A 19,586-nucleotide genomic window follows, 5' to 3' on the forward strand; every position below is an offset into this window, starting at 1 on the left:
CGCTGTCAACCGTCGTTTCACGGTCAGCGGAGTTGACGTCCAAGCCACGTGGAAGGGCTACGCGGAGTCCGGCCAGTGTTTGGGCGGGAAAACGATCGGGTCGACGACGCGCAGGCGGTTGGCCGGGGTGGGGTCGATGCCGCGCAGCGTCACCAGACGTTGCCCGTCAGCCTGGGCGAGAAGCTCCAGGGCAGCGGGGAGCCCGGCGGCGACCGTGGCGATCGCGAGCCCGACCCCGGTCAGCCCCGGATGCCTGTGGGGATACTCGATCCGGTGCAGGCCGGAAGCGGCGATCGCCGCCACCTCTCTGGGACGCTGCATCTGCCGGGCGTCATTGGTCAGGATGACGTCGAACCCCTCTCCCATCGCCCGAGGGTAGAGGTTCTCGTCCCTGGTGCCGGACCAACGATCGAGATCGAGCAGATGAACGATCTCGTGATTCAGAACAAAGGCCTTGATGGCCTGGTGGAGGGGTCTGGAGACGTTCTCATCCAGCAGCAGCCTCACGCGGCTCCCTGGGGGGATCGGGATCGTAACTGTCGACGTAGTCAGCGAAGTCAACGGCGTCCAGGGCCGCGGTGGCCGTGACGCTCGGGTAGTAATCAGAGATCCGCTCCGGCGAGACACCGTCTCTGAGCAGGGCGGCGACCTCGTCGTAGGGGACACGGGTGCCCTCGATCACCGGCACTCCCCCGCGAACGGCCGGATCCACGATCACGTGGGGACGAGGTTGCAACAACGACGGGATGTACCTACCGTCACGGTAGAACGGCTGCAGGACGTCGACCATCTCATGAATGACGACATTGGCCTTTTTCCGGACTAGATCGATGGCCTGATCGGGTGCCGCCAGATAGATGGTGCCCGCGTCGGCGACCAGCCGGTAGGACGACAGATGGTCTCGCTCCTTCAGATCACCGCGGAGCGTGTCGAGCGCTCGCCTGATCTTCTGCAGCGAGGCGTGGTTGCGCAGCTTGACGCAGGTTCTCAGCGCCACCACGTCTCGGAAGGAGTAGAGGACCGGCCGCGTGCTGGAGACCTCCGGGATCAACACCGCTCCCCGGCTGACCCGGGCATTTCGCCAGTGCGCGAGTTGGCGAAGCGTGGCGCCCGACAGCGCCGCTGCCAGCTTCGGATCGTAAACCACCGCTTCTCCCTCCCGCACTCCACACCGATCTTCCGCGCCCTCATCCTTACAAATCTCTCCATCCCTGTCAGGCATTACACGATCTTCACCTCATTCTCTGGGCACTTTCAGTGGAACCCGGTGGGTGACAAGTCTTCGCAGCCGACCATTGGCTCAGCTGGAGGATTTACACCTTTCGTTCGGGATGGCGAGGCCCCTGACCAGGTGGAGGATCAAGCGGAGTCCAGTACGGCTCGCGACCGTCAATGGCCTCCTGCATGGCGTCATAGATTCCCAGGATCGCCTTCTTGGTGCGTTCGAACAACTCGGGGGATTTGTTCCGAAACGCCCGGAAAGTATCCATGATGTAGTCGACGTCACCACGAGCCACGCCATAGAGATGGAAGTAGGCAGCGTCCAACTCGGCCCGCAACCAGAACCGTCGTTCCTCATCCCATCGATAGGGAGCGCCTTCGTCACCGTGATCGCGAGCGAACGCCTCCATGTCATAGGAGGTATATGAAAGCTCCAGCACCCGCACGCTCACCCAGGAACGAAGTTGCTCGCCTGAGCCCCATGGACAATCTTCGCTGTATGCCACAGGAGGTAGGACAGGAAGTTGCTTGAAGAGAAAATACTTCAGGGAGGTACCGACTATTTTCTGTCGCGCCGAGTAGTCAAGGACGAAGGAGGTCAGGTTCGCCTGCAGCAGAGCCGCATCACGAGGGACGAGAGCAAGTAGGTACTTATCACCGACCGCCGCTCTAGGAATGGTCGCACTGATGACGGTACGCGTATCAGAGCTTCGACAGATGTCACGCCACCCGAGCAGCCACCCTTTATCCCACTTGCGGAACCGCCGATCTCCTTCGACCAAGTCCTTCGGACAGAGCCTCTCTTCAACCTCACCCTTAGGCACCCAGTAGCGCGGCTGTACCACGTAACCTGGATCGTCTTTCTGCGCTGCGGTCGGCCGGGGCAATGTCCCCATGTTGGCCTGTGCCTGGGTCTGCCCCTCGTAAGTGCCGAACCGGTCATCGAAGTGGTGGACCATCTTCGCCTCGAACAGGGGAAGCAGGCGCATGTCCCCCTTGACGAGATGGTTCCCGTCGAACTCCCACCCCGACGCCAGCATCTCCTCCAGCGTTTCCTTGTGCTCCTCACTGGGGCGGAACAGGTCGGAGTCGTTCGCCATGTGCAGCATGGCCATGAACGACAGTCCCCAAGGATTGCTCTCAGGACTGCTTCTCCAAAGAACAGGAACCCGTCGATAGATCCCCAGGGTGATCTCGGCGTTGCGTTTGAAGTCGAATACTGGACAAGTGCCGGTGTTCGGGTTGAGCAGTGTGATGTCCTCGGGGGTAAGCGTAAAACGACGCTCGTCAAGCTGCGCGACCTGCCGAGCCCGGAATGCCAGATCGATGCGGCGCTGAGGGGCTCGACGCCCTGACTCGGTCCACAGACAGAACCGGAACGAGTGGTGGACCTCCTGGAAAAGCTTCTCTTCGTTCTCGAAGTCGAAGAGCGAGACAAGGGTCTTTGTCGTCACCATGTCCTTGAAGAAGAACTGGGTGGTCGCGTCAGTGGCGATCCCGGTGGGCAGCACCATGCCGACCCGACCCTCCGGTGCGATGAGCGTCCGCCCGGTCTCGGCGAAGACGGCGTAGGTGTTGATGTCGCCCCGCCCGGTCAGCGGATACCGGCCCGACTCGCGTAACAGGGCGGCCCAGCCGTCGGCGCTGCGCAACTCCTGCACGAAGTCTGCGAACAGGCCCTGGTCTATCTTATCAACGCTGTTTGCCAGATCGGCGATGGCCTTCTTCCGTGCCGCCGCGTTCTTAGCATTCGCGATGCCCTCGTGCCGAGCGGCAAAGAATTCCTTCTCCTGAAGCTTGACCCGCTCCCACGGCGGGTTGCCCAGCACGCACGTGAAACCCCCTTTCCAGCCAGTGGCAGGGTTGAGGTCCGAGTCGGAGTCGTCGGGGAAGACCTCGGGGAACTCCACATGCCAGTGGAAGAAGCGGTACCGCTCGACCAGTCCGCGCAGTTCCTCGGCTCGGTCCTCCGCCAGTGGCGTACCGGCCTCCAGACCACGGATGGTGGCGCTGGTGATCGCCTCAGGAGCTTCCGCGTGCTTGCGCCAGATGAACGCGGCGCACCATGCGTCGGCGACCAGGCGGGCCCGTGCAAGGCTTTCGGAGTTCTCCAGTTCCTGGAACCGCCGCTGCTGTTCGCGGACATCGGCGACGGTGGAGACCGCGACGGCCGCCAGGGTGCGGGCCCGTTCCGCGAGCTCCTGGTTGCCGGGCAACTCATCCTCATCGAACAGTGATTCCTGCGCCGCCCGGGACCCGCCGCCTCGCTCCCGCAAGCCGTACTGAACCTCTCGCGCGTTCCGCTTTCTCAGCTCGCTGGCGACCTTCTTGTCGTCGCCTTCGATGGGCTTGAACGCGCCGTCGGGGATGCCAGCGGCGACTAGCCTGGGGGTGGTGCCGAGCAGGGCGTTGCCCACCTTGATGTGGGAGTCGAGGAAGGCCAATGGCTTGCCGGGTTCCAAAGACTCGATCCACAGCCACACCTTGGCCAGCTCGGCGGCGAGCGGGTTGATGTCCACGCCGTAGACGCACCTGCCGACGACCTTGCGCATGGCCTCGCTGACGGCCGACGGAACCGGCTCGTCCTCGCCGGTGACCATGATCGCGTACCGCCTGGCGATGCGGCGGGCGGCGGCGGCGAGGAAGTGGCCGGAACCACAGGCTGGATCACAGACAGTGATCTTCAGCAGGTCGTCGGCCACGCCGGACTTGGCGTGCTCCTCGATGACCGGGTCGAGCGCGGTGTCGAGCAGCGACTCGATCAGCGACGAGGGCGTGTAGTACGACCCGGTGGTCTTGCGGTCGTTGCCCGCCGCGATCTCCAGTCTGAAGGCCGGAACGGCGAGGTCGATGCGCGGGACCAGCTCCAGCAGTGACTCGTAGACGCTGCCCAGCTCGTCTGCTCCCAGGTGCTGGAAGTCCACGTCGCGGGGCCGTCCGTCCTTGCCGCGCACGGTGGACATGTGGCGGACTGCGGTGAGCAGCGCCTCGTTGGGCAGGTCGCAGACAAGGAACTGGTCCGGCACGGGGGTGTCCGTCAGCCCGGTCAGGGTGTCGGCCGTACCGAAGAACAGGCCGCCGAGGCCGGGCAGGCCGAGCGCGGGAAGGCCGCCGTCGTCGCCGAGCGCCCTGATGACCCTGGCGGTGGTACGCCACAGATCGGTGTGCCGGTCGCCGGCGCGTCGGGCGGCCAGGCGGCGCAGACGACGGGTGGAGAAGTAGGCGGCGTAGCGGTCTTTGGCGTCCTGGGGCGCCTCGGGGGCGAGCAGGGCTCCGCGGTCCTCGGCGACGAGCAGGAAGATGAGCTGGTAGGCCAGGCGCAGCAGTTCGTGCCGTAACTCCTCCCGGTTCAGAGCACCGGAGATGAGTTGGCCGCGCAATGCGGGGTTGGCGACCAGGAAACCGGTGCCGAGTGCCTCAAGGGCCCGCTGCACGCCGTCGCGGAGCTGGTCACGGGCTCGCATGCCGGTCTCGGCGGCGAAGGCGCGCCACTTCTCCAGCCAGCAGTCGGCGCACGTCGGCGTGGAGTCGTCGCCGGAGATCAGCTCGAAGCGGGAGGCGTGCAGCAGCGTGTAGAGCAGCACGAAGTCGGAGTACAGCTCACCGTCGAAGATGGCCTCCAGGTCGAACTCGACATACGCCGAGCCGACGAGGATGGTGGAGTCTCGCAGAATGCGCAGCCGCCGCCCGTTGGACAGCACGCCCCACAGGTGGTCGTCGGAGAGGTTGAGAAACTCCTGGAGCACCGACTGCGGCGCCCGTTTGGTCTCCGCACGGCCGGGGGTGGCCCTGTCCAGCTCGGTGTTCCAGCCGAGTAGGTGCATCGGCACGTTGTGCCACAGGTGGGAGACGGGAAACTCCTTCTCCCCCGCCTTCAGGCCGCCCCGGACGTACGGCACGTGTCCAAAGCCCAGCTCGGACAGCAGAATCTGGAGCCAGCGTTCCCGAGTGGGCGTGGTGGCCGGGTCGCTGTCCGGCAGTTGGTTCACACGCTCCCGGAAGGCGCGGTAGGCGCCGAGCAGATAGTCCCATCTGCGGCTGGCCGCGTCACCGAGCCGTTCGGAGGCGGCCAGGTGGTAGTCCTCGGGGCGGATGCCGGGGAGTTCGCGGTCCGCGGCGCCGATCCGGGACAGCACGTCCTGCGGGATCAGACCGCCCTTGACGTCGACGGCCAGGTAGGCGAAGTTCCTCATCGGGCACCGCCGGCCGGGAGGTAGACGTAGACGCCGAGCACGTCGGCCTTGGGGGCGGCGGTCACCTTCAGTCCTCTCACCGTGGCGCCGACGGCGCTGCGGACACGCAGGTGGGATTCGGCGAGCCTGGCGGCCAGGGCCCCGCCGCGGGCGCGCAGGTCGTCGTCGAGGGAGGGAATCTCCTCGGCCGCGCGCTGCGCGGTGCGCTCGACGAGTGCGCGCAGGGTGTTCTCCGGGCGGGAGCCGAGCACGTCCGACACCTCGGCGTCTCCGAGCCACTCGCGCCCGTCCTCGGTGGCGCGGTAGCCGAGCACCTGGGCGTCCTCGGCGATGATCGTGCGCGTCCCGGTGCGGCCCGGCAGGGTGACGTGGAAGCGGTAGCGGACCAGCAGCACCGTCGTGCGCGTGGCCACCGCGCCGGTGCGGACGACGCCGAAGCGCCTGGCCGGTCCCTCCGCGTCGAGGGCGGAGTCCAAGACGGTCCGGGCGAGGTCGCGGATCAGGGGGTCGGTCCGCACCAGGGCGTGGCTGCCGGGCGGGGCCGGGATGTCGGGGTGGAAGACCAGCTCCGGCGCCTTGCCGTTGAAGCTCAGGCCGAGGGCGTGCCGTACGGGGATGGGCAGCTGCCTGGTGTCGGCGGTGAAGCCCTCGACCCGGTTGTCGATGATCGCCCCGAAGTCGGACAGGGCGTGGCGGGCGAACCCGGCCACGTCGGCGGGGCTGCCCAGGACGGCGCGGATCTCGGCGACCTCGCGCTCGACCTCGTCGAGTTTGACGCCGGAGTGGGCGTACTTCGTCAGCGCCTTGGACTCGCGGTCGGCGGCGCTCTCCCAGGAGCGGTGGATCTGGTCACGGGTCTTGGTGACGCCGAAGTCCAGGTCGAGCTGGTCCTGGTCGTTGTCTCCGCGCAACAGCAGGCCCTCGACGAGTGCCTTGATGACGTCGTCTCCACCGCTGGGGACGGGAACGGCGACGCCGGTCCGTTTGGCGATGGCGCGGTGCTTGCGGATGAGCACGTCGAGCACGACGCCGTCGATGCCGTTGTCGAGGCCGTACATGGTGACGGCGCGGACGGTCTGCTTTCGCTGCCCGAACCGGTCGACGCGGCCCTCCCGCTGCTCGTGGCGCGTCGGGTTCCAGGCCAGATCGTAGTGGATCACGGCCTGGAAGTGCTCCTGCAGGTTGACGCCCTCCGACAGGCAGTCGGTCGCGACCAGGACGTGACGGCCCGGTTCGGCGCCGAGTTCCTCGATGGCGGCGATGCGGGCCTCCGGCGGGAGCTGCCCGGTGACGTGGCGGACCTGGGCCTTCTTGCCGAGGGCCTTGGCCAGGTGCTCGGCGACGTACTCGGCGGTGGGGATGAACCTGCAGAACACGATCGGGTCGTAGCCGTCGGCGAGCAGCGCCTTGACCTCGTCGACGAGCGCGGCGAGCTTGGCGTCCTCCGCGACACCCTCGATCCTGGTGAAGGCGCGGGCGAGCCGCCTGAGCCGCTCGCCTTCCGGCGAGGTGCCGTCGTCCTCGTCGACGAGCCCTCCCGCCGCCGCGTCGAGACCTTCCAGGGCCTCCTCGTCGGTGAGGTCGAGCACGCTGGAGCGTCCGAGTTCGTCGGCTTCCGGGGCGGTCTCGGCGGCGACGGTGGCCGAACGGGTCCGGAGCGTCGCGGCGGCCGCCCTCGGGGAGGAGGCGACGGCGCGCAGCAGCGCGAGGGCCGACCACCAGGACACCCGCTGCCGCAGCTCGGTGCCCGGCTTGCGGACCGTCTCGCGGGCGTAGGCGAGCACCTGCCGGGCGAGCTTGCCGTACTCGCCGGTCAGGGAGTAGGAGACGTCGCGGACGTGACGGTCCTGCGGGAAGGGCGTCTCCTGGTGGTAGGGGGAGTCCTCCCGAAGAAACTTGCGGATGTCGCGGCGGCGGCGCTGCACGAAGTGCCTGGCGAGTTGCTCGCGTCCCTTGGCGCTGTCGAGGTCGACGGTGGCCAGGGCGGGGTCGAGCAGGGCGACGAGGTCGCGAAAGGCGTCCTCCTTGCCGCTGTGCGGGGTGGCGGTGACCAGGATGAGGTGCCGCAGCGGATCGTCGGCGATCTCCTTGAGCAGCCGGTAGCGGAGCTGGCTCTGCCTGCTGGAGGAGCCCGCCGAGACGCAGGTGTGCGCCTCGTCGACGATCACCAGGTCCGGGCAGGTGCGGACGAACTGCTGGTAGCGACGGTCGGCCTTGATGAAGTCGGTCGAGACGACCGTGTACCGGTGCCTGTCGAAGATCGTCTCATCGTGGCGGAGGTCTCGTTCGAGGCGGTTGGCGGTCGAGGCGAGCACCAGGGTGGCCTCGATGGCGAACTTGTCGCACAACTCGTCGCGCCACTGCTCGGCCAGGGCCGGGGAGCAGAGCACGGTCAGCCCGGAGGCCTCGCCGCGCTCCAGGAGCTCCTTGGCGATCAGGGCGGACTCGACGGTCTTGCCGATGCCCACGTCGTCGCCGATGAGCAGCCGTACGGTCTCCATGCGCAGCGCGAGCAGCAGCGGGACGAGCTGGTACTGGCGTGGATCGACGGCGATCGACGCCAGTGACCTGAAAGGACCGGCCCCCGAGGTGAACCCGATGCGCAGCGCCGTACGGAGCAATCCGGCGGCGACGCTGTCGCCGACCTCCTGCGGGCTGGGCGGCGGGAAGGTGGCGTCGATCACCTCGTCGGCGAACAGGCAGGCCTCGAAGTCGGTGTCGCCGTTGAGCGGGCGGGCGAGCAGGAAGTCGCCGCCGCTGCCGGGCTGGACGACCCATTCGCGGCCCCGGGCGGCCACCAGGGAGCCGACGGTGTAGCTCATCGGCCGTTCCGTCCGGTGCCGAAGACGCTCGGGTACCTGCGCACGATCTCGTCCCACTCCTCGTCGTGTCGGAATCTGATGACCAGCCAGCCCAGGTCCATGAGCCGGTCCTCGGCCCGCATGTCGCGCTCGGCGACATACGCGTCGTCGTGGTGGGGGCCGTCGACGAAGACCGCGACGTCGCCCCCCTGGGTGCGGTAGACGAAGTCCGGCTTGGCCCTGGCGTCGGCGAGGATCTCCTGGGCGGCGTCCGGCAGGCGGTGGTCACCCGCCCTGAGGAAGTCAACGAACCGGCGTTCCAGGTCGCTGCCGGAGGAGTCGCGGAGGCTGTCGACGTGTTCCTCGGCGGAGGCGTGGCCACCGGTGGGCTTCGTGTCGGCCAAGGCCAGCTCGCGCAGGATTCCCACGACCGAGTGCCGGTCGATCTCGGCGTGCCAGAGCTGGTTGGTGTAGGAGAGCAGGCAGTCGTAGCAGCCCAGCTCGCACCGCTCTCGCGCGCCGGGGGCGTGCCCCAGGTCCTCTCCGGTGTCCGGGTCCACGTGGATGATCTCCAGCGCCCTGCGGGCCACCCGCCGCAGCGCGTCGGGCTCGTCGTGAAGCCTGCGCAGCACGCCCGCCCCGCCCTCGGCGCTCTCGATGAACAGCATCCGTGCCCGATTGAGCGGGTCGGGCAACTCCTCGCTGGTCAGCTCGGCGTCCTCCAGCTGGAACTCGGCCTCGATGCCGCGCTCCAGCGCGTAGCGGAGGGTGGTGGCCACATCCTCGGTGACCTGCTGGGCAAGCCGGATCACGCAGATGTTCTTGCTGTCCTCGACGTACGGGACGACCTTCAGCACGCGCTGGGCGTCCTCGGCGGAGGTCAGCCCCTCGTTCTCCGGGGTCCGCTCCGATGCCTTGGACTCACTCAGCCACCGGCCGCGGACCGGGTCGAGCCAGAAGCCGATGTCGCTGCGGTTGCGGCGTCCTTTGGCTCCCCGGTTGATGACGCGGACCGTCGCGGTGTCGCCGTAGACGAGTTCGGCCAATGGACGGCCGGCGGCGCTCTCCACGTCGGCCTGCAGCCGTCCCGAGCGGGTGCCGTGGGTGCTGAACCGGTAGGTGGTGACCAGTTCGAATCCGGCGCGGCGCCGTTCCTCCTCGTCGGAGGAGATTCGCTCGCGGCGGGCGGTGTGCACGGTCTGCAGGTGCATGAGGCCGCCGAGGGAGCCGCCCAGCTCGGCGTCGCACTCCTCGCACCGGTCGACGCCCGCCTCGCGGGCGTGCCAGTAGCGGCACTCGGCGCAGATCCGCGCCTCGGCGGTGGCCACCTCGCCAGACTCCCCCGCCGGGACCTGGATGCTGGTCACCTGGTAGCGCTGGCCCTCGTGGTAGATCAGCGCGCCCGGGCCGAACTCACCGATCGCGATGAACCGGGGACGCTGCACGTAGCTGCCGCGCTGTCTGCGGCCGGGGATGTAGGCGGCGAGCGGGAGACGGGGGAAGGAGTAGCCGGGCAGGAAACCCTCGGAGGCGAAGTAGCGGTAGGTGTAGAAGTCACTGAACTGCTGCTCGGTGTCCTCGTTCTTGAGCAGCCTGATCTGGTTCTCCGCCTGGAGACGACGCCCCTGGGCCCGCCGACGGGCATCGGAGGTGGAGGCGTGGTCCAGGACGCGGCGGTTCTGCTCGGCCTGCTCGGCGATCGCCGCGCGGTACAGGTCGCGCCACCGGTCGCAGGCGGCGTCGAACCTCTCCGCAGCGCCGCGTACCTTCCGCTCCACCCACCCCTCGTCCCACCAGGTGGTCCTGTCCAGGGGCTCCGTCTCGGCGACGGTGGCGAGCATGCGCTCGGCGCGCGGTACGGCCCGGCGGCGCGCGTTGTCGTCGGCGAGCTGGATCCGGATGTGCTCACGGACCGGCAGTGTGTCGACACGTGAGATGTCGAGCACGTCCTCCATCTTGCTGTGCAGGTGCGCGCCCGTCTCCGCCAGCCAGATGGCGTGCACGTGGGAGAGGATCAGGTCCTCGTTGGTCAGGTCGAGGCGGGGCGGCTGGACGCTTCCGGCGACCATCAGGCGGCTGCGCCGGAAGTAGTACTGGTCGTGGGAGCTGCCGGTGGAGCAGTAGGTGGTGATGAGGGCCGGCTGTCCGCTCCGGCCCGCCCGCCCGGAGCGCTGGGCGTAGTTGGCGGGCGTCGGAGGCACGTTGCGCATCGCCACCGCGTTCAGGGTGGCGATGTCGACGCCTAGCTCCATGGTGGGCGAGCAGTAGAGCAGGGGCAGTTTCCCCGCGCGAAACAGTCGCTCGCGTTCCTGGCGGTCCTCGGCGCGGACCTGGGCGGTGTGCTCGGCCGCGTGGATGCCCGTCAGCCCGGTGGCGACCTCCGCGTAGAGGTCACGGAAGAAGGTGTTGACGCGGGTGCCGACCTCCGGGTCGACCGTCTTCCTGAGCGGGTCGGGAGCACCGGTCTCGCCGTTCCCGGCCCGCCAGATGAGCTCGGACGACTTCAGGCGGTAGCCCTTGACTCCGTCGCGCTTCTCCTGAACCTCGGTGAGCAGGCCGTACTTCTCCAGAACCCACAGCAGATCGACGATGATCGCTTGGGCGTCGTCGACGGTCAGCTTGTGGCCGTGATTGGGAAACATCCCGGCGCGGCGGAGGTAGCTGCCGAGCGCGGAGCGGCCGGTGAAGTTGACCCGGTCCCGGCTCTCTCCGGGGCGTCCGGGGCGGGCGAACACGGTGCGGGCGGTATCGCGGTTGCCGCCCTCGGCGAGTGCCCAGGCGCCGGTGAGGTTCTGGTCGCTCTGCTTCTGGATCCGCTCGAACCCCTCGGGGGTGAGCTCGTCCACGTCGACGGCGAGCGCCCGCCGCATCTCGTCCAGCACGATGCGGGCCAGTTCGGCACGGTGCGCCGGGTCGTCGGTGCGCAGCGCGGGGTGGGTGCGTTCCCAGTACTCGGTGTCGGCGGCGATCTCGTCGAGTGCCACGTAGTCGAAGCGGAGCAGCCCGGTCTGCTCCAGGTTGGGCATGGTGATGCGCCAGCCGCGTTCGAGGTCGAGGTAGACGAGGTAGGAGAGGACACCGCGGAGCGCCTTGAGCACGGCGTCCCGCTGGCCGAACTTCACCTCGGGGTTCTGCGCGAAGACGGTGAGGGGCAGGTCCATCACCCTCGCCACCCGCTGGGCCACCTCGTCGTGACGCAACCCCTCCTCGCCGGCGGCCAGCGCCGCGCGGTACAGGGCGCCGCGGAGCTGGGTGACCTGCACGAAGTCGTTCAGGTGGCCCGCCTGGAGGCTGGCGTCCTGGCGGTTGTCGACAAAGGTGAGCAGTTTGCGGGCCTCCTCGTCGAGTTGCTCCCTCTCGTGCTGCTCGCGGAGGCTGCGCACAACGCTCGCGCTGATGATGGACACCGCCGAGCTGCGGCCCTCGGTCGCGAAGGTGGCCAGCTTGGCGAAGTCACGTCCCCGGCTCTGCTCGTAGGACACCCGGCAGCGCAGGCAGAAACGGAACGGCGAGGGCACATACCAGGCCTGGAGTCCTTGTCCGGCGGGCACCTCCGAGCCGCCGGGACCGAGCCACACCTCGCGGGGGAGACGGTCGCTCAGCGACGGGCGCACCTGCGTGTATCCGTCGGTCGACGGCTCCAGCCAGGAGTCCGGCAGCCTGCCCGCCTCCACCGGGTCGACCGGCCAGGGATGCTCGGTGCTGACGTACAGATATCCGTTGACCGCGTCGCCACCGGAAACGTTGGCCTCCTGGCGGGCGCTGTAGCCTCCGCCGCCACTCTTGGCGTTCCTGGTGACGACCAGGTACTCCTGGCCGCACTCCCGGCAGAAGGCGAGGGGCAGCAGGATCTTCTCCCGATGTTCGGGGACGCTGACCTGGTACTGGCTGGTGATGTGGCGGCGATCCTCGGGTTCCAGGCTGACGTAGGTGGTGTCTCCCTTGGAGAGGAACTGGTGGAGGCGGAAGGCGAACAGCGGCCGCGCGGTCTCCGGATGCGGGTCCCGCGCTCCCTCCTGGAGGAGACGCTCGATCGCGCTCGCGCACTCCTCCTCCGGGCGGCCCGTGACGTCGGCCAGCCTCTCGGCGGCCGTGGCGACCTTCTCGGGGTGACGCCGGACCAACCGGCCGCTCCCGGGTTCGGTCGCGAGCCCGAACTCCGACTCGATCCAGGTGGCGAGCGCGTCGTCGGTCAGCTCCGCGTAGGAACGGCCGCTCCCGGCCTTGGCCATGCCGCCGACGAGGTCGGCGGGCGTCGGCGTGCTGTCGCTCGTGGCACGGACGAGCGTCTCGCCGATCACCCGGTCGGGGCTGATGTCGGTGCCGAACAGACGGGTGGCGACGCCGGCCACGACCTTCTGCGCCTCGGCGAAGGTCCTGGTGGTCGCCATCGTGGCCGAGGTGCCCACGCACTGCAGGTTCGGCGTGTCACACGCGTCGCGCAGCCGCCGTACGAGCAGCGCCACATCGGCGCCCTGCCGCCCCCGGTAGGTGTGCAGCTCGTCCAGGACGAGAAAGCGCAGCCCCTGTGCGGCCCCGATCAAATCTCTGCGTTCGTCCGGCCTGGTGAGCAGGTATTCGAGCATCACGTAGTTTGTGAGAAGAATGTCCGGCTTTTGACGGAGAATGCGATTTCGCTTTTCCTCGTCCTCCTGGCCGGTGTAGCGGGCGAAACTGACCGGCCGTGCGTCCTGGGGAACCCCCCACTCCAGGTAGCGCTCCAGCTCGTGGAGCTGACTGTTCGCCAGCGCGTTCATCGGATATACGACGATCGCCTTAACGCGGCCGGGATCGGGGTCACGCAGGACGGAGTCGACGATCGGGACCATATAGGAGAGGCTCTTGCCTGATCCCGTTCCGGTGGTGAGGACGTAGCTGTCGCCGTCTCCGGCCGCCTCGACCGCCTCGCGCTGGTGGCGGTGGAGCGAGAGCGGCCACTCCCCTGGATCGTTCCCATGAGTTTTGATCCTGAAGAGGCGTTCGCAGGTCGGATGCAGCAGCCCTGCTTCAACCAGCTCAGAGATCGTGCTTCCGCCGGCGAAGCTGGGGTTCAGCGAGACCCACGGGTGCGGCCATCGGGCACGGACCTCTCGCTCGTCCTCAAGATGCCGAGCGATACGGCTGTCGCGGACGTGAACCAGCGACGTGGTGAACCTGTCGTAGTCGGCGATGAGCCGATCGTGCACCTGGAAGACATCCATTTACGGACAGCAGCCCCTTATTGCCGACAGGACCGAAACTCTTTTCACGCATGCCGAAATAGGCCACCTTGAGGGTATGGCCGAAAAAACCCGATCCAGTACGGAAAGTTGAACGGTAATTTATTACCAGATCAGAGATGTTATGCAACACCGTTATGATCACGAGTTAACGACAACGAGAGCCCGGAGAGGCAGCACATGGCACGAACCGGCGCCTACCGGGACCTCCTTAAGCTCGATAAAACGGTTCAGGACCAGATCATCGAGGCTTTCCGAAGTCCGACGAGGTCATGTAAGCCGGACTACACCTCGAATCGGTGAATAACGCCCGCGACAGGTGAATGCGCATAATTCGCATCACCCGGTTCTGACGGGGCGCCGTACTCGCCCGGGCTAGAGCGGTCTGTACGTGCTGCCCACGGCAACGCCTACGAGTAGGCCAGGCGCCGCCGTATGACCGTGGACATAGCCACCGGCGTCATCGAACTGGGTGACCTCGTGATGCTGGAGGATCATGCGACGTCCACCGTGACCGAAACGGTGAGTCCGCACAGGTCCACCCCGTTGAAAATCAGTTACTGGACGACGGAGAGACCATGCGTTGAAGCCCCGACCTGCCCCACAGCGAGATGAACGGTGAATTCGACTCACTGTCGGCTACAAGTCGGATGTCCACGCGCCGCACCCTCCTGGCCAGCTCCTCGACCCAGCGGGGAGAATTGGAGGAGCTGGTCTGGGAACACGCAGACGCCCAGGTGGGCGTGGGACCGTGCAAACGCGGGAGCGCTGCTGGCTATTCGTCACCTGCACCCGTGCTCGCAAGGACCTCGTCCTTTCCTGACGTGGTTCCCCAAGCGTCTTCCTGCCACCGCGACAGGGGCGCGTGCCAGGCGTCGATCACCTGGCACGCGAGGTCTCACCGTCTCGCCCCGAGCCGTTCCGTCACTCTGTCCTGACCTGGGCGGAGAACCAGTCCAGGCAGGAGACAAGCACGTCCCAGACCGCCTCCTGTACGAGCAGCGTGACTTTGAAGGAGGGGAACAGCTCCAGCTTGGCCGCTGGGATGTCCACGCCAGGCGCCGTGTTGATCAACAACCTGAGCTCGTCACGGAGAGTCGGATCGTTGAAGGGAGTGCGCTTCTTGAGAACGCCGAACGGCACCTCGACCGTCTTGGCGTAGAAACGGAAAGGGCACAACTGCTCATCACCTCGTCTGATGACCGGCGCGCAAGAGGCGCCGGCCGAGCGGCCGAACTGCACCTCTCCCCCACGGGCCCTCCAGTGGTCGAGCACGCGTGACACCGCGCCCGCCGCCTGCGGGCCGCTGGCCTCTCCGAGCTGCTGGAAGAACCGCTGCTCCCACGCGCCGATCTCCTCCACGTCACCGACGTTCAGGTCAGCCTCGCCGAGATCCTCCGCGCCGGGAAGCCCCAGCAGTTCGGCGAGTTCCCTGGCGGAGATCCGCTGGGTGGGGTCGGCTCTGAGGACGTCGTCCAATCTGACGCCCTCGGCCCGGAGAACGTCGTGCACGTTCCTGCCGTCGCTCTCGTCCGGCCAGTGAAATCCCGGCGAGACCGCGCCCTGAGCGTTGAGAACACGGTGAGCGTTGAACACATTCGACGCCGCCAGATGCGAGGCCACCGGCCTCGCGTGGGAACCGGTCAGCTCGGCCAGATCACCGTACGTGGTCCAGGTCCCCGGCGGGAGCGTCGCGAGAGCGGCGTGCACAAGCGTCCAGTCCCTGGACGGACCGGCCGGAGCGGCGTCGACCGGTCCTGGCCAGATCTCGATCGCCCGCTCGGCCAGCGAGTCGGCCCTGACGAGGATCTCCTCCCTGCCCCACCGTTCCTGCCTCGCGATCTCCTGGTTCATCGCCAGGCCGCTACGAGCCAGGAAGTCACGTTTTCTGGCGAAGGACATGTTGCCGAGTTCGGAGTTGTAGCCGCTCAGCGTGAGGTTGCCGAGAGTGTGCACCAATTCCTTGTGCGCCAGTTCCGCGTCTCCCATCTCCTCACCGAGCAGCCCCTCGAGCCAATCGGCGGTCGGGCTCTGTGGGAGGACATGTTCGATGGTGATCTTCTTGTCGGCGATGTCCACTGGCTCCTTGGACCCGTAGGTCTCCTCCAAGCGGCGGAGCACCAGTTTCTGCTGCGCCGTACGACCCTGCCAGTAGAAAGACCGCTGCCGAATGTCTCGCCGGAACTCCTCGTCGGACGACCAGTAAAGGCGTGCGGCCGACAACGTGGTCCGCACGATGTCCGCCACCGGCTCCTCCTCAGTCAGAGCGCGGGTGAGCCGCATGAAGATCCTGTTGAGGTTGCCCGTGGTCACTCCCGCGATGAGGCGACGCACCAGGAAGCTCTCGACGTATCGCAGGCTCTCGGCGACTTCGTCGTCGGTGGCGAAGCCGCTGTCGGCCAACTCCAGCAAGCGCATCACCAGGGGGTAAGCCGTTGTTCCCTTCCAGTCGATGAGAAAGCGCAGTCGCTCCTCGATCTCTCCGTCGCCTGTCGGCTCCAGAATCCGGTGAAGGTACCGGGCCCGCCGGGCAAGATCCTTCACATACCGGGTGACCTGCTCCTCCTTAGTCATGGGATCGGCGGTCGCCGCACGAAGGAGCTCCTGGTGGCCGCGGTAGGTGTCGTTGTACTGGGCGTCCTCGCCGAGCTCCAGCACCAGGGCGAGATACATCAGCTGGTCCATCGTCTTGGCTCCGAGCAGGTCGTGCATCGGACGCCAGTATGTGTCGTAGACGTGTTGATCCTGAGTGGGCAGGTGCATGAACACGTAGTTGCGGATCAGGTCCACCTGTCCCAGCCGCATCCCGGTGTTGTTGATGGACTCGAAAATACGGAAGGCGTTGTCGTCCTTCTCCACCACGATCTGGACCAGAGTGAGCCTGTCGAGCACCACCTCCTCGACACGAGTGATGTCGTGCGGGTCCGCGGGGTCGTCGATCTGGCCCAGCTTGGTGCGGAAGAACTGGTAGGCGCTTCCGACCCTGCTGTCCGCGCCACCGTACGGCAAGCCCTCGACGCACGCCTTGAAGGCCTCCCGGTCGACCTGGGTGGGAAGCAGCCGGTACCGCATGTCACCGGGCTTGTATTTGTTGAGGAGATGAAGGTCGTTGATCCGATCACGGTGCAGTGGATCCTCTGCCGCCTGGTAGTCCCGCAGGGCGCACAGCGCGAGGAGAAGCGTGGTCAGGCGCTGCTGACCGTCGACCACCAGCCAGCGAGACTGCCCGGGAGCGTTGCCCGGCGCGGGGGCCAGCACCACGGAGCCGAGGAAGTGACCGGCGTCCGCGCCTCTCTGCAGCCCGTCCGCCTGCCGTTCGATGTCGCTCCACAGCCGCGCGAGCTGCTCGCGTTCCCAAGCGTACGGCCTCTGATAGAGAGGGACGAGCAACTGGTGCTCCCCACCGATGAGATTCCGTAATGTCGTCTCGTTGGCCTTCACATCAACCCTTCCGGAACGTCACACCGAGCAGAGAACGTTCCCCTTACAGGTCGTGGTCTCGCTGTGACCAGATCTTGGCAAGGGGATTCGAAGGTACAACCCCCCACGGACACTTTTGGCAGATCTTCAGAAGAGTCGGAAGTCGTGCCGAATAGCCCCTACGGATCTGATCTGGGCACTCCCGGGTACTGCTCATCACTTCGCGCTGCGCGGACCTGGCGGAGCACACCATCTGGGTGTCCTGTGACAGGCGTCGAGGCGACGCCTACCGGAAGGGCTGATCGTCTCCGGTGCGCCAAATAGCCAGAAAGGCGAAAAGTATGCATAAATTGCGATAAATCCGGCTACTGCGGACAGGTTTGGTTACAGCCTGGAATCCTTAATGACGTCTGCCTTTTGCCGCATTAGAGTCGCCTCGATCCCTGTTCCTTGATCCGGTCAGTCCTGCGGCACCGGTGGAGGTCCGCCGGCCGTGGATGACAGACGGCTCAGGTTTGGAAAGGACATCCGACCGTGGCGGACGGCGACGAATCCAAGAACCAGGCGACTTCGGACGGTGGGAACACGGGCCGCAGGACGGCCATCACGACGGCTTTGATCGGCGCGGGCGGGGCGGTCGTCGCCGCGGTCATCGGGGTCTCGGCGGTCCTGCTCGGGCCACAGTCCGGCGGGAGCGGAGGGGCCGCCGCCCCCTCAGGAGAGGCCACCTCCCCAGGAGGGGCCGTCCTCTCAAGAGGGGCTACCCCTTCGGAGGCGACGAGCCCCTCGACACAGGCCTCCTTCACCGAGGGTCCCACCATGACCGGGAAACCGGTGACGCCGTCCGCCATCCCGAAAGACCGGACAGCGCAGTACCAGGGCACCCGAATGCTGACCGGAAGTGGGCTTGACGTGGACCACACTCCTCCGGACCCCAGCTGGGAGGACCTGCTGTACGAGAAGCGGCCCGGCCGTGGGGTCATGGTCGGCCAGGCTCTTGTCTCCGTTGTGTGGTCCGCGCCGAAGGCACCCACCCGGGCTCAGTGTGTGGAGGCACTGGGGGTGGGCCTGCCCGCCGGGCACGTCTTCGGGCACGCGGCTCCGGGGACGGCCTTCTGCATGTGGACGAACGTCGACAACGTGGCCTTCGTGCGGGTCGCCGGGCCAGAGGGGGAGGAAGGGGTCCCGGTCGACATCGTCGTGTGGCCGAAGCAGCCCGCCTGACCACGACCATGGAGCTAAACCGCCAAAAACCTCAACAAATCCCCGCATAAGCCTCACAGAGGGCCACACGGCGAGAGGTCACAGGAGGCCCACAGCCCAGACCCGCGAAGACCCCAGGGCCGCACGTGGCCCAGGATCCCCAGATCCGCGAAAACCCACAGCGAAGACTCAAGTCCGGCAGGAACGTGGGGTCCCGGGAAGCCCGATGAAGGCCCACGGGAAGGCCCGAGCCCTGAACCTCGGCGGGCCGGGGGTGTCTACGGCCCCGAGGAAGGCCCCACGCCCCGTCGAGGTGCCGCGAGCCACCGGCACCACCGGCCACACCCGCCCCCACAGCCCACGAACCGCCCCACGTTGGTGAAGATTTGGACAAAAAGTTCTTTTGTCTCAATCTTCTGCATTGACCTTCAAACCACAGCGAACCATACTTCCCGTCATGGAGGCACAGAAATCCACAGAAGCGGGCAGCCATGCTGCCCGCTGAGCGGCACTCGCGGATCGGAGAGGCGTTGCGGGCCTCCCGGGTCGTCAGCACCGAGGAGCTGGCGCGCGAGCTGAAGGTCTCCGTGGAGACGATCCGCCGCGATTTCGTCCTGCTGGAACGTCAGGGCAGGCTGGCGCGGGTGCACGGCGGCGCGACGGTCGCCTCGGGGCGCTCCTCCGGGGAGGAGGCTTCCTTCACCGAGCGGGCCGGAACCGCCGCCGAGGCCAAGCGGCACATCGGCCGGGCCGCGGCGGCGCTCGTACGGCCGGGCCAGACGATCGTGATCGACGTGGGGACCACCGCCGTGGACGTGGCCCGCGCCCTGCCGCTCGACTTCACCGGGACCGTGGCCACCTGTTCCCTCCTGGTCGCCGCCGAGCTCTCCGAGCGCCCCGGCGTCGAGGTCCTCGTCTCCGGGGGCAGGCTCAGGAGCGGTGACCTCGCACTGTCGAACTCCCTGGCGCAGGCCTTCTTCGCCGACCTGAACCCGGACGTCGCCTTCCTCGGCTCGGGAGGCGTGGACGCCGTCGCCGGGCTGACCGACTACTACCTGGACGAGATCGCCGTGCGCCGGACGATCCACGGCAACGCCGCCCGCTCCTTCGTGCTGGCCGATTCGAGCAAGTTCGGCAGGATCGCCCGGCACCGTGTCGCGGGTATCGAGGAGTTCGCCGGACTCGTCACGGAGACCGAGCCACCACCGAGCATTCGAGACGCCGTCACTCGCGGAGGCGGGGTGGTCGTCCTGCCGTGAGACCCATGAGACCCGCGAGGCCCATGAGACCGACGAGATCGACGAGACCCGCGAGGCCCGCGAGGCCCGCGAGACCACGAACCAAGAGAAGCCCTGAGGCCGTACGGCGAGGCACCAAAACGGCACAGTCCACAAACGACACGGCCCAGACGCCGGGTCCCACGACCTGAGACCCGGAAAGCCTGAGACCCAGGAAAGTCCGAGTCCCGGAGAGCCCTAGGCCCGCCTCGTGGATCTTCGCCGTAGCGCGGATCGTCCGGGTGGACGCGC

At 67.2% G+C, this 19,586-nt stretch carries 8 protein-coding genes; 2 read left to right on the plus strand and 6 right to left on the minus strand.

Annotated features, from left to right (window positions below; genetic code table 11):
- Positions 1-57 precede the first annotated feature (57 nt).
- The 6 genes from ACFYY8_RS20460 to ACFYY8_RS20485 form a co-directional block, all read right to left on the minus strand.
- Entirely contained in the window at positions 58-507 is a 450-nt protein-coding gene (locus ACFYY8_RS20460; RefSeq protein ID WP_390043043.1) for a hypothetical protein, read from the minus strand.
- Complete coding sequence (locus tag ACFYY8_RS20465) at positions 488-1,147, minus strand: DUF433 domain-containing protein (RefSeq protein ID WP_390043045.1); 660 nt, start codon at positions 1,145-1,147, stop codon at positions 488-490. Before ACFYY8_RS20465 ends, ACFYY8_RS20460 begins: the two co-directional genes overlap by 20 nt.
- Positions 1,148-1,313: 166 nt before the next feature.
- The gene (locus tag ACFYY8_RS20470; protein WP_390043047.1) at positions 1,314-5,357 is read right to left on the minus strand and encodes an Eco57I restriction-modification methylase domain-containing protein; all 4,044 of its coding nucleotides are present in this window, start codon (positions 5,355-5,357) and stop codon (positions 1,314-1,316) included.
- Positions 5,358-5,410: 53 nt separating this feature from the next.
- Complete coding sequence (locus tag ACFYY8_RS20475) at positions 5,411-8,236, minus strand: helicase-related protein (protein WP_390043049.1); 2,826 nt, start codon at positions 8,234-8,236, stop codon at positions 5,411-5,413.
- Complete coding sequence (locus tag ACFYY8_RS20480; protein ID WP_390043051.1) at positions 8,233-13,416, minus strand: DEAD/DEAH box helicase; 5,184 nt, start codon at positions 13,414-13,416, stop codon at positions 8,233-8,235. Before ACFYY8_RS20480 ends, ACFYY8_RS20475 begins: the two co-directional genes overlap by 4 nt.
- A 942-nt stretch (positions 13,417-14,358) precedes the next feature.
- On the minus strand, positions 14,359-16,875 hold the full coding sequence (locus ACFYY8_RS20485) for a DUF262 domain-containing protein (RefSeq protein WP_390043054.1): 2,517 nt from the start codon (positions 16,873-16,875) through the stop codon (positions 14,359-14,361).
- 513 nt (positions 16,876-17,388) lie between these two features.
- Here ACFYY8_RS20485 and ACFYY8_RS20490 point away from each other — a divergent pair.
- Together ACFYY8_RS20490 and ACFYY8_RS20495 are read left to right on the plus strand one after the other, a co-directional pair.
- Complete coding sequence (locus ACFYY8_RS20490) at positions 17,389-18,078, plus strand: hypothetical protein (RefSeq protein ID WP_390043056.1); 690 nt, start codon at positions 17,389-17,391, stop codon at positions 18,076-18,078.
- A gap of 470 nt (positions 18,079-18,548) precedes the next feature.
- Complete coding sequence (locus tag ACFYY8_RS20495; protein ID WP_390043058.1) at positions 18,549-19,316, plus strand: DeoR/GlpR family DNA-binding transcription regulator; 768 nt, start codon at positions 18,549-18,551, stop codon at positions 19,314-19,316.
- Positions 19,317-19,586: the final 270 nt, after the last annotated feature.

The sequence above is a fragment of the Streptosporangium sp. NPDC001559 genome, from assembly GCF_042893955.1.
Lineage (GTDB): Bacteria > Actinomycetota > Actinomycetes > Streptosporangiales > Streptosporangiaceae > Streptosporangium.

Excerpts from the sequence above, each read along its gene's own strand:
- ACFYY8_RS20475 (WP_390043049.1), bottom strand. The coding sequence starts at position 8,236 with ATGAGCTACACCGTCGGCTCCCTGGTGGCCGCCCGGGGCCGCGAATGG.
- ACFYY8_RS20480 (WP_390043051.1), bottom strand. The coding sequence starts at position 13,416 with ATGGATGTCTTCCAGGTGCACGATCGGCTCATCGCCGACTACGACAGG.
- ACFYY8_RS20495 (WP_390043058.1), top strand. The coding sequence starts at position 18,549 with ATGCTGCCCGCTGAGCGGCACTCGCGGATCGGAGAGGCGTTGCGGGCC.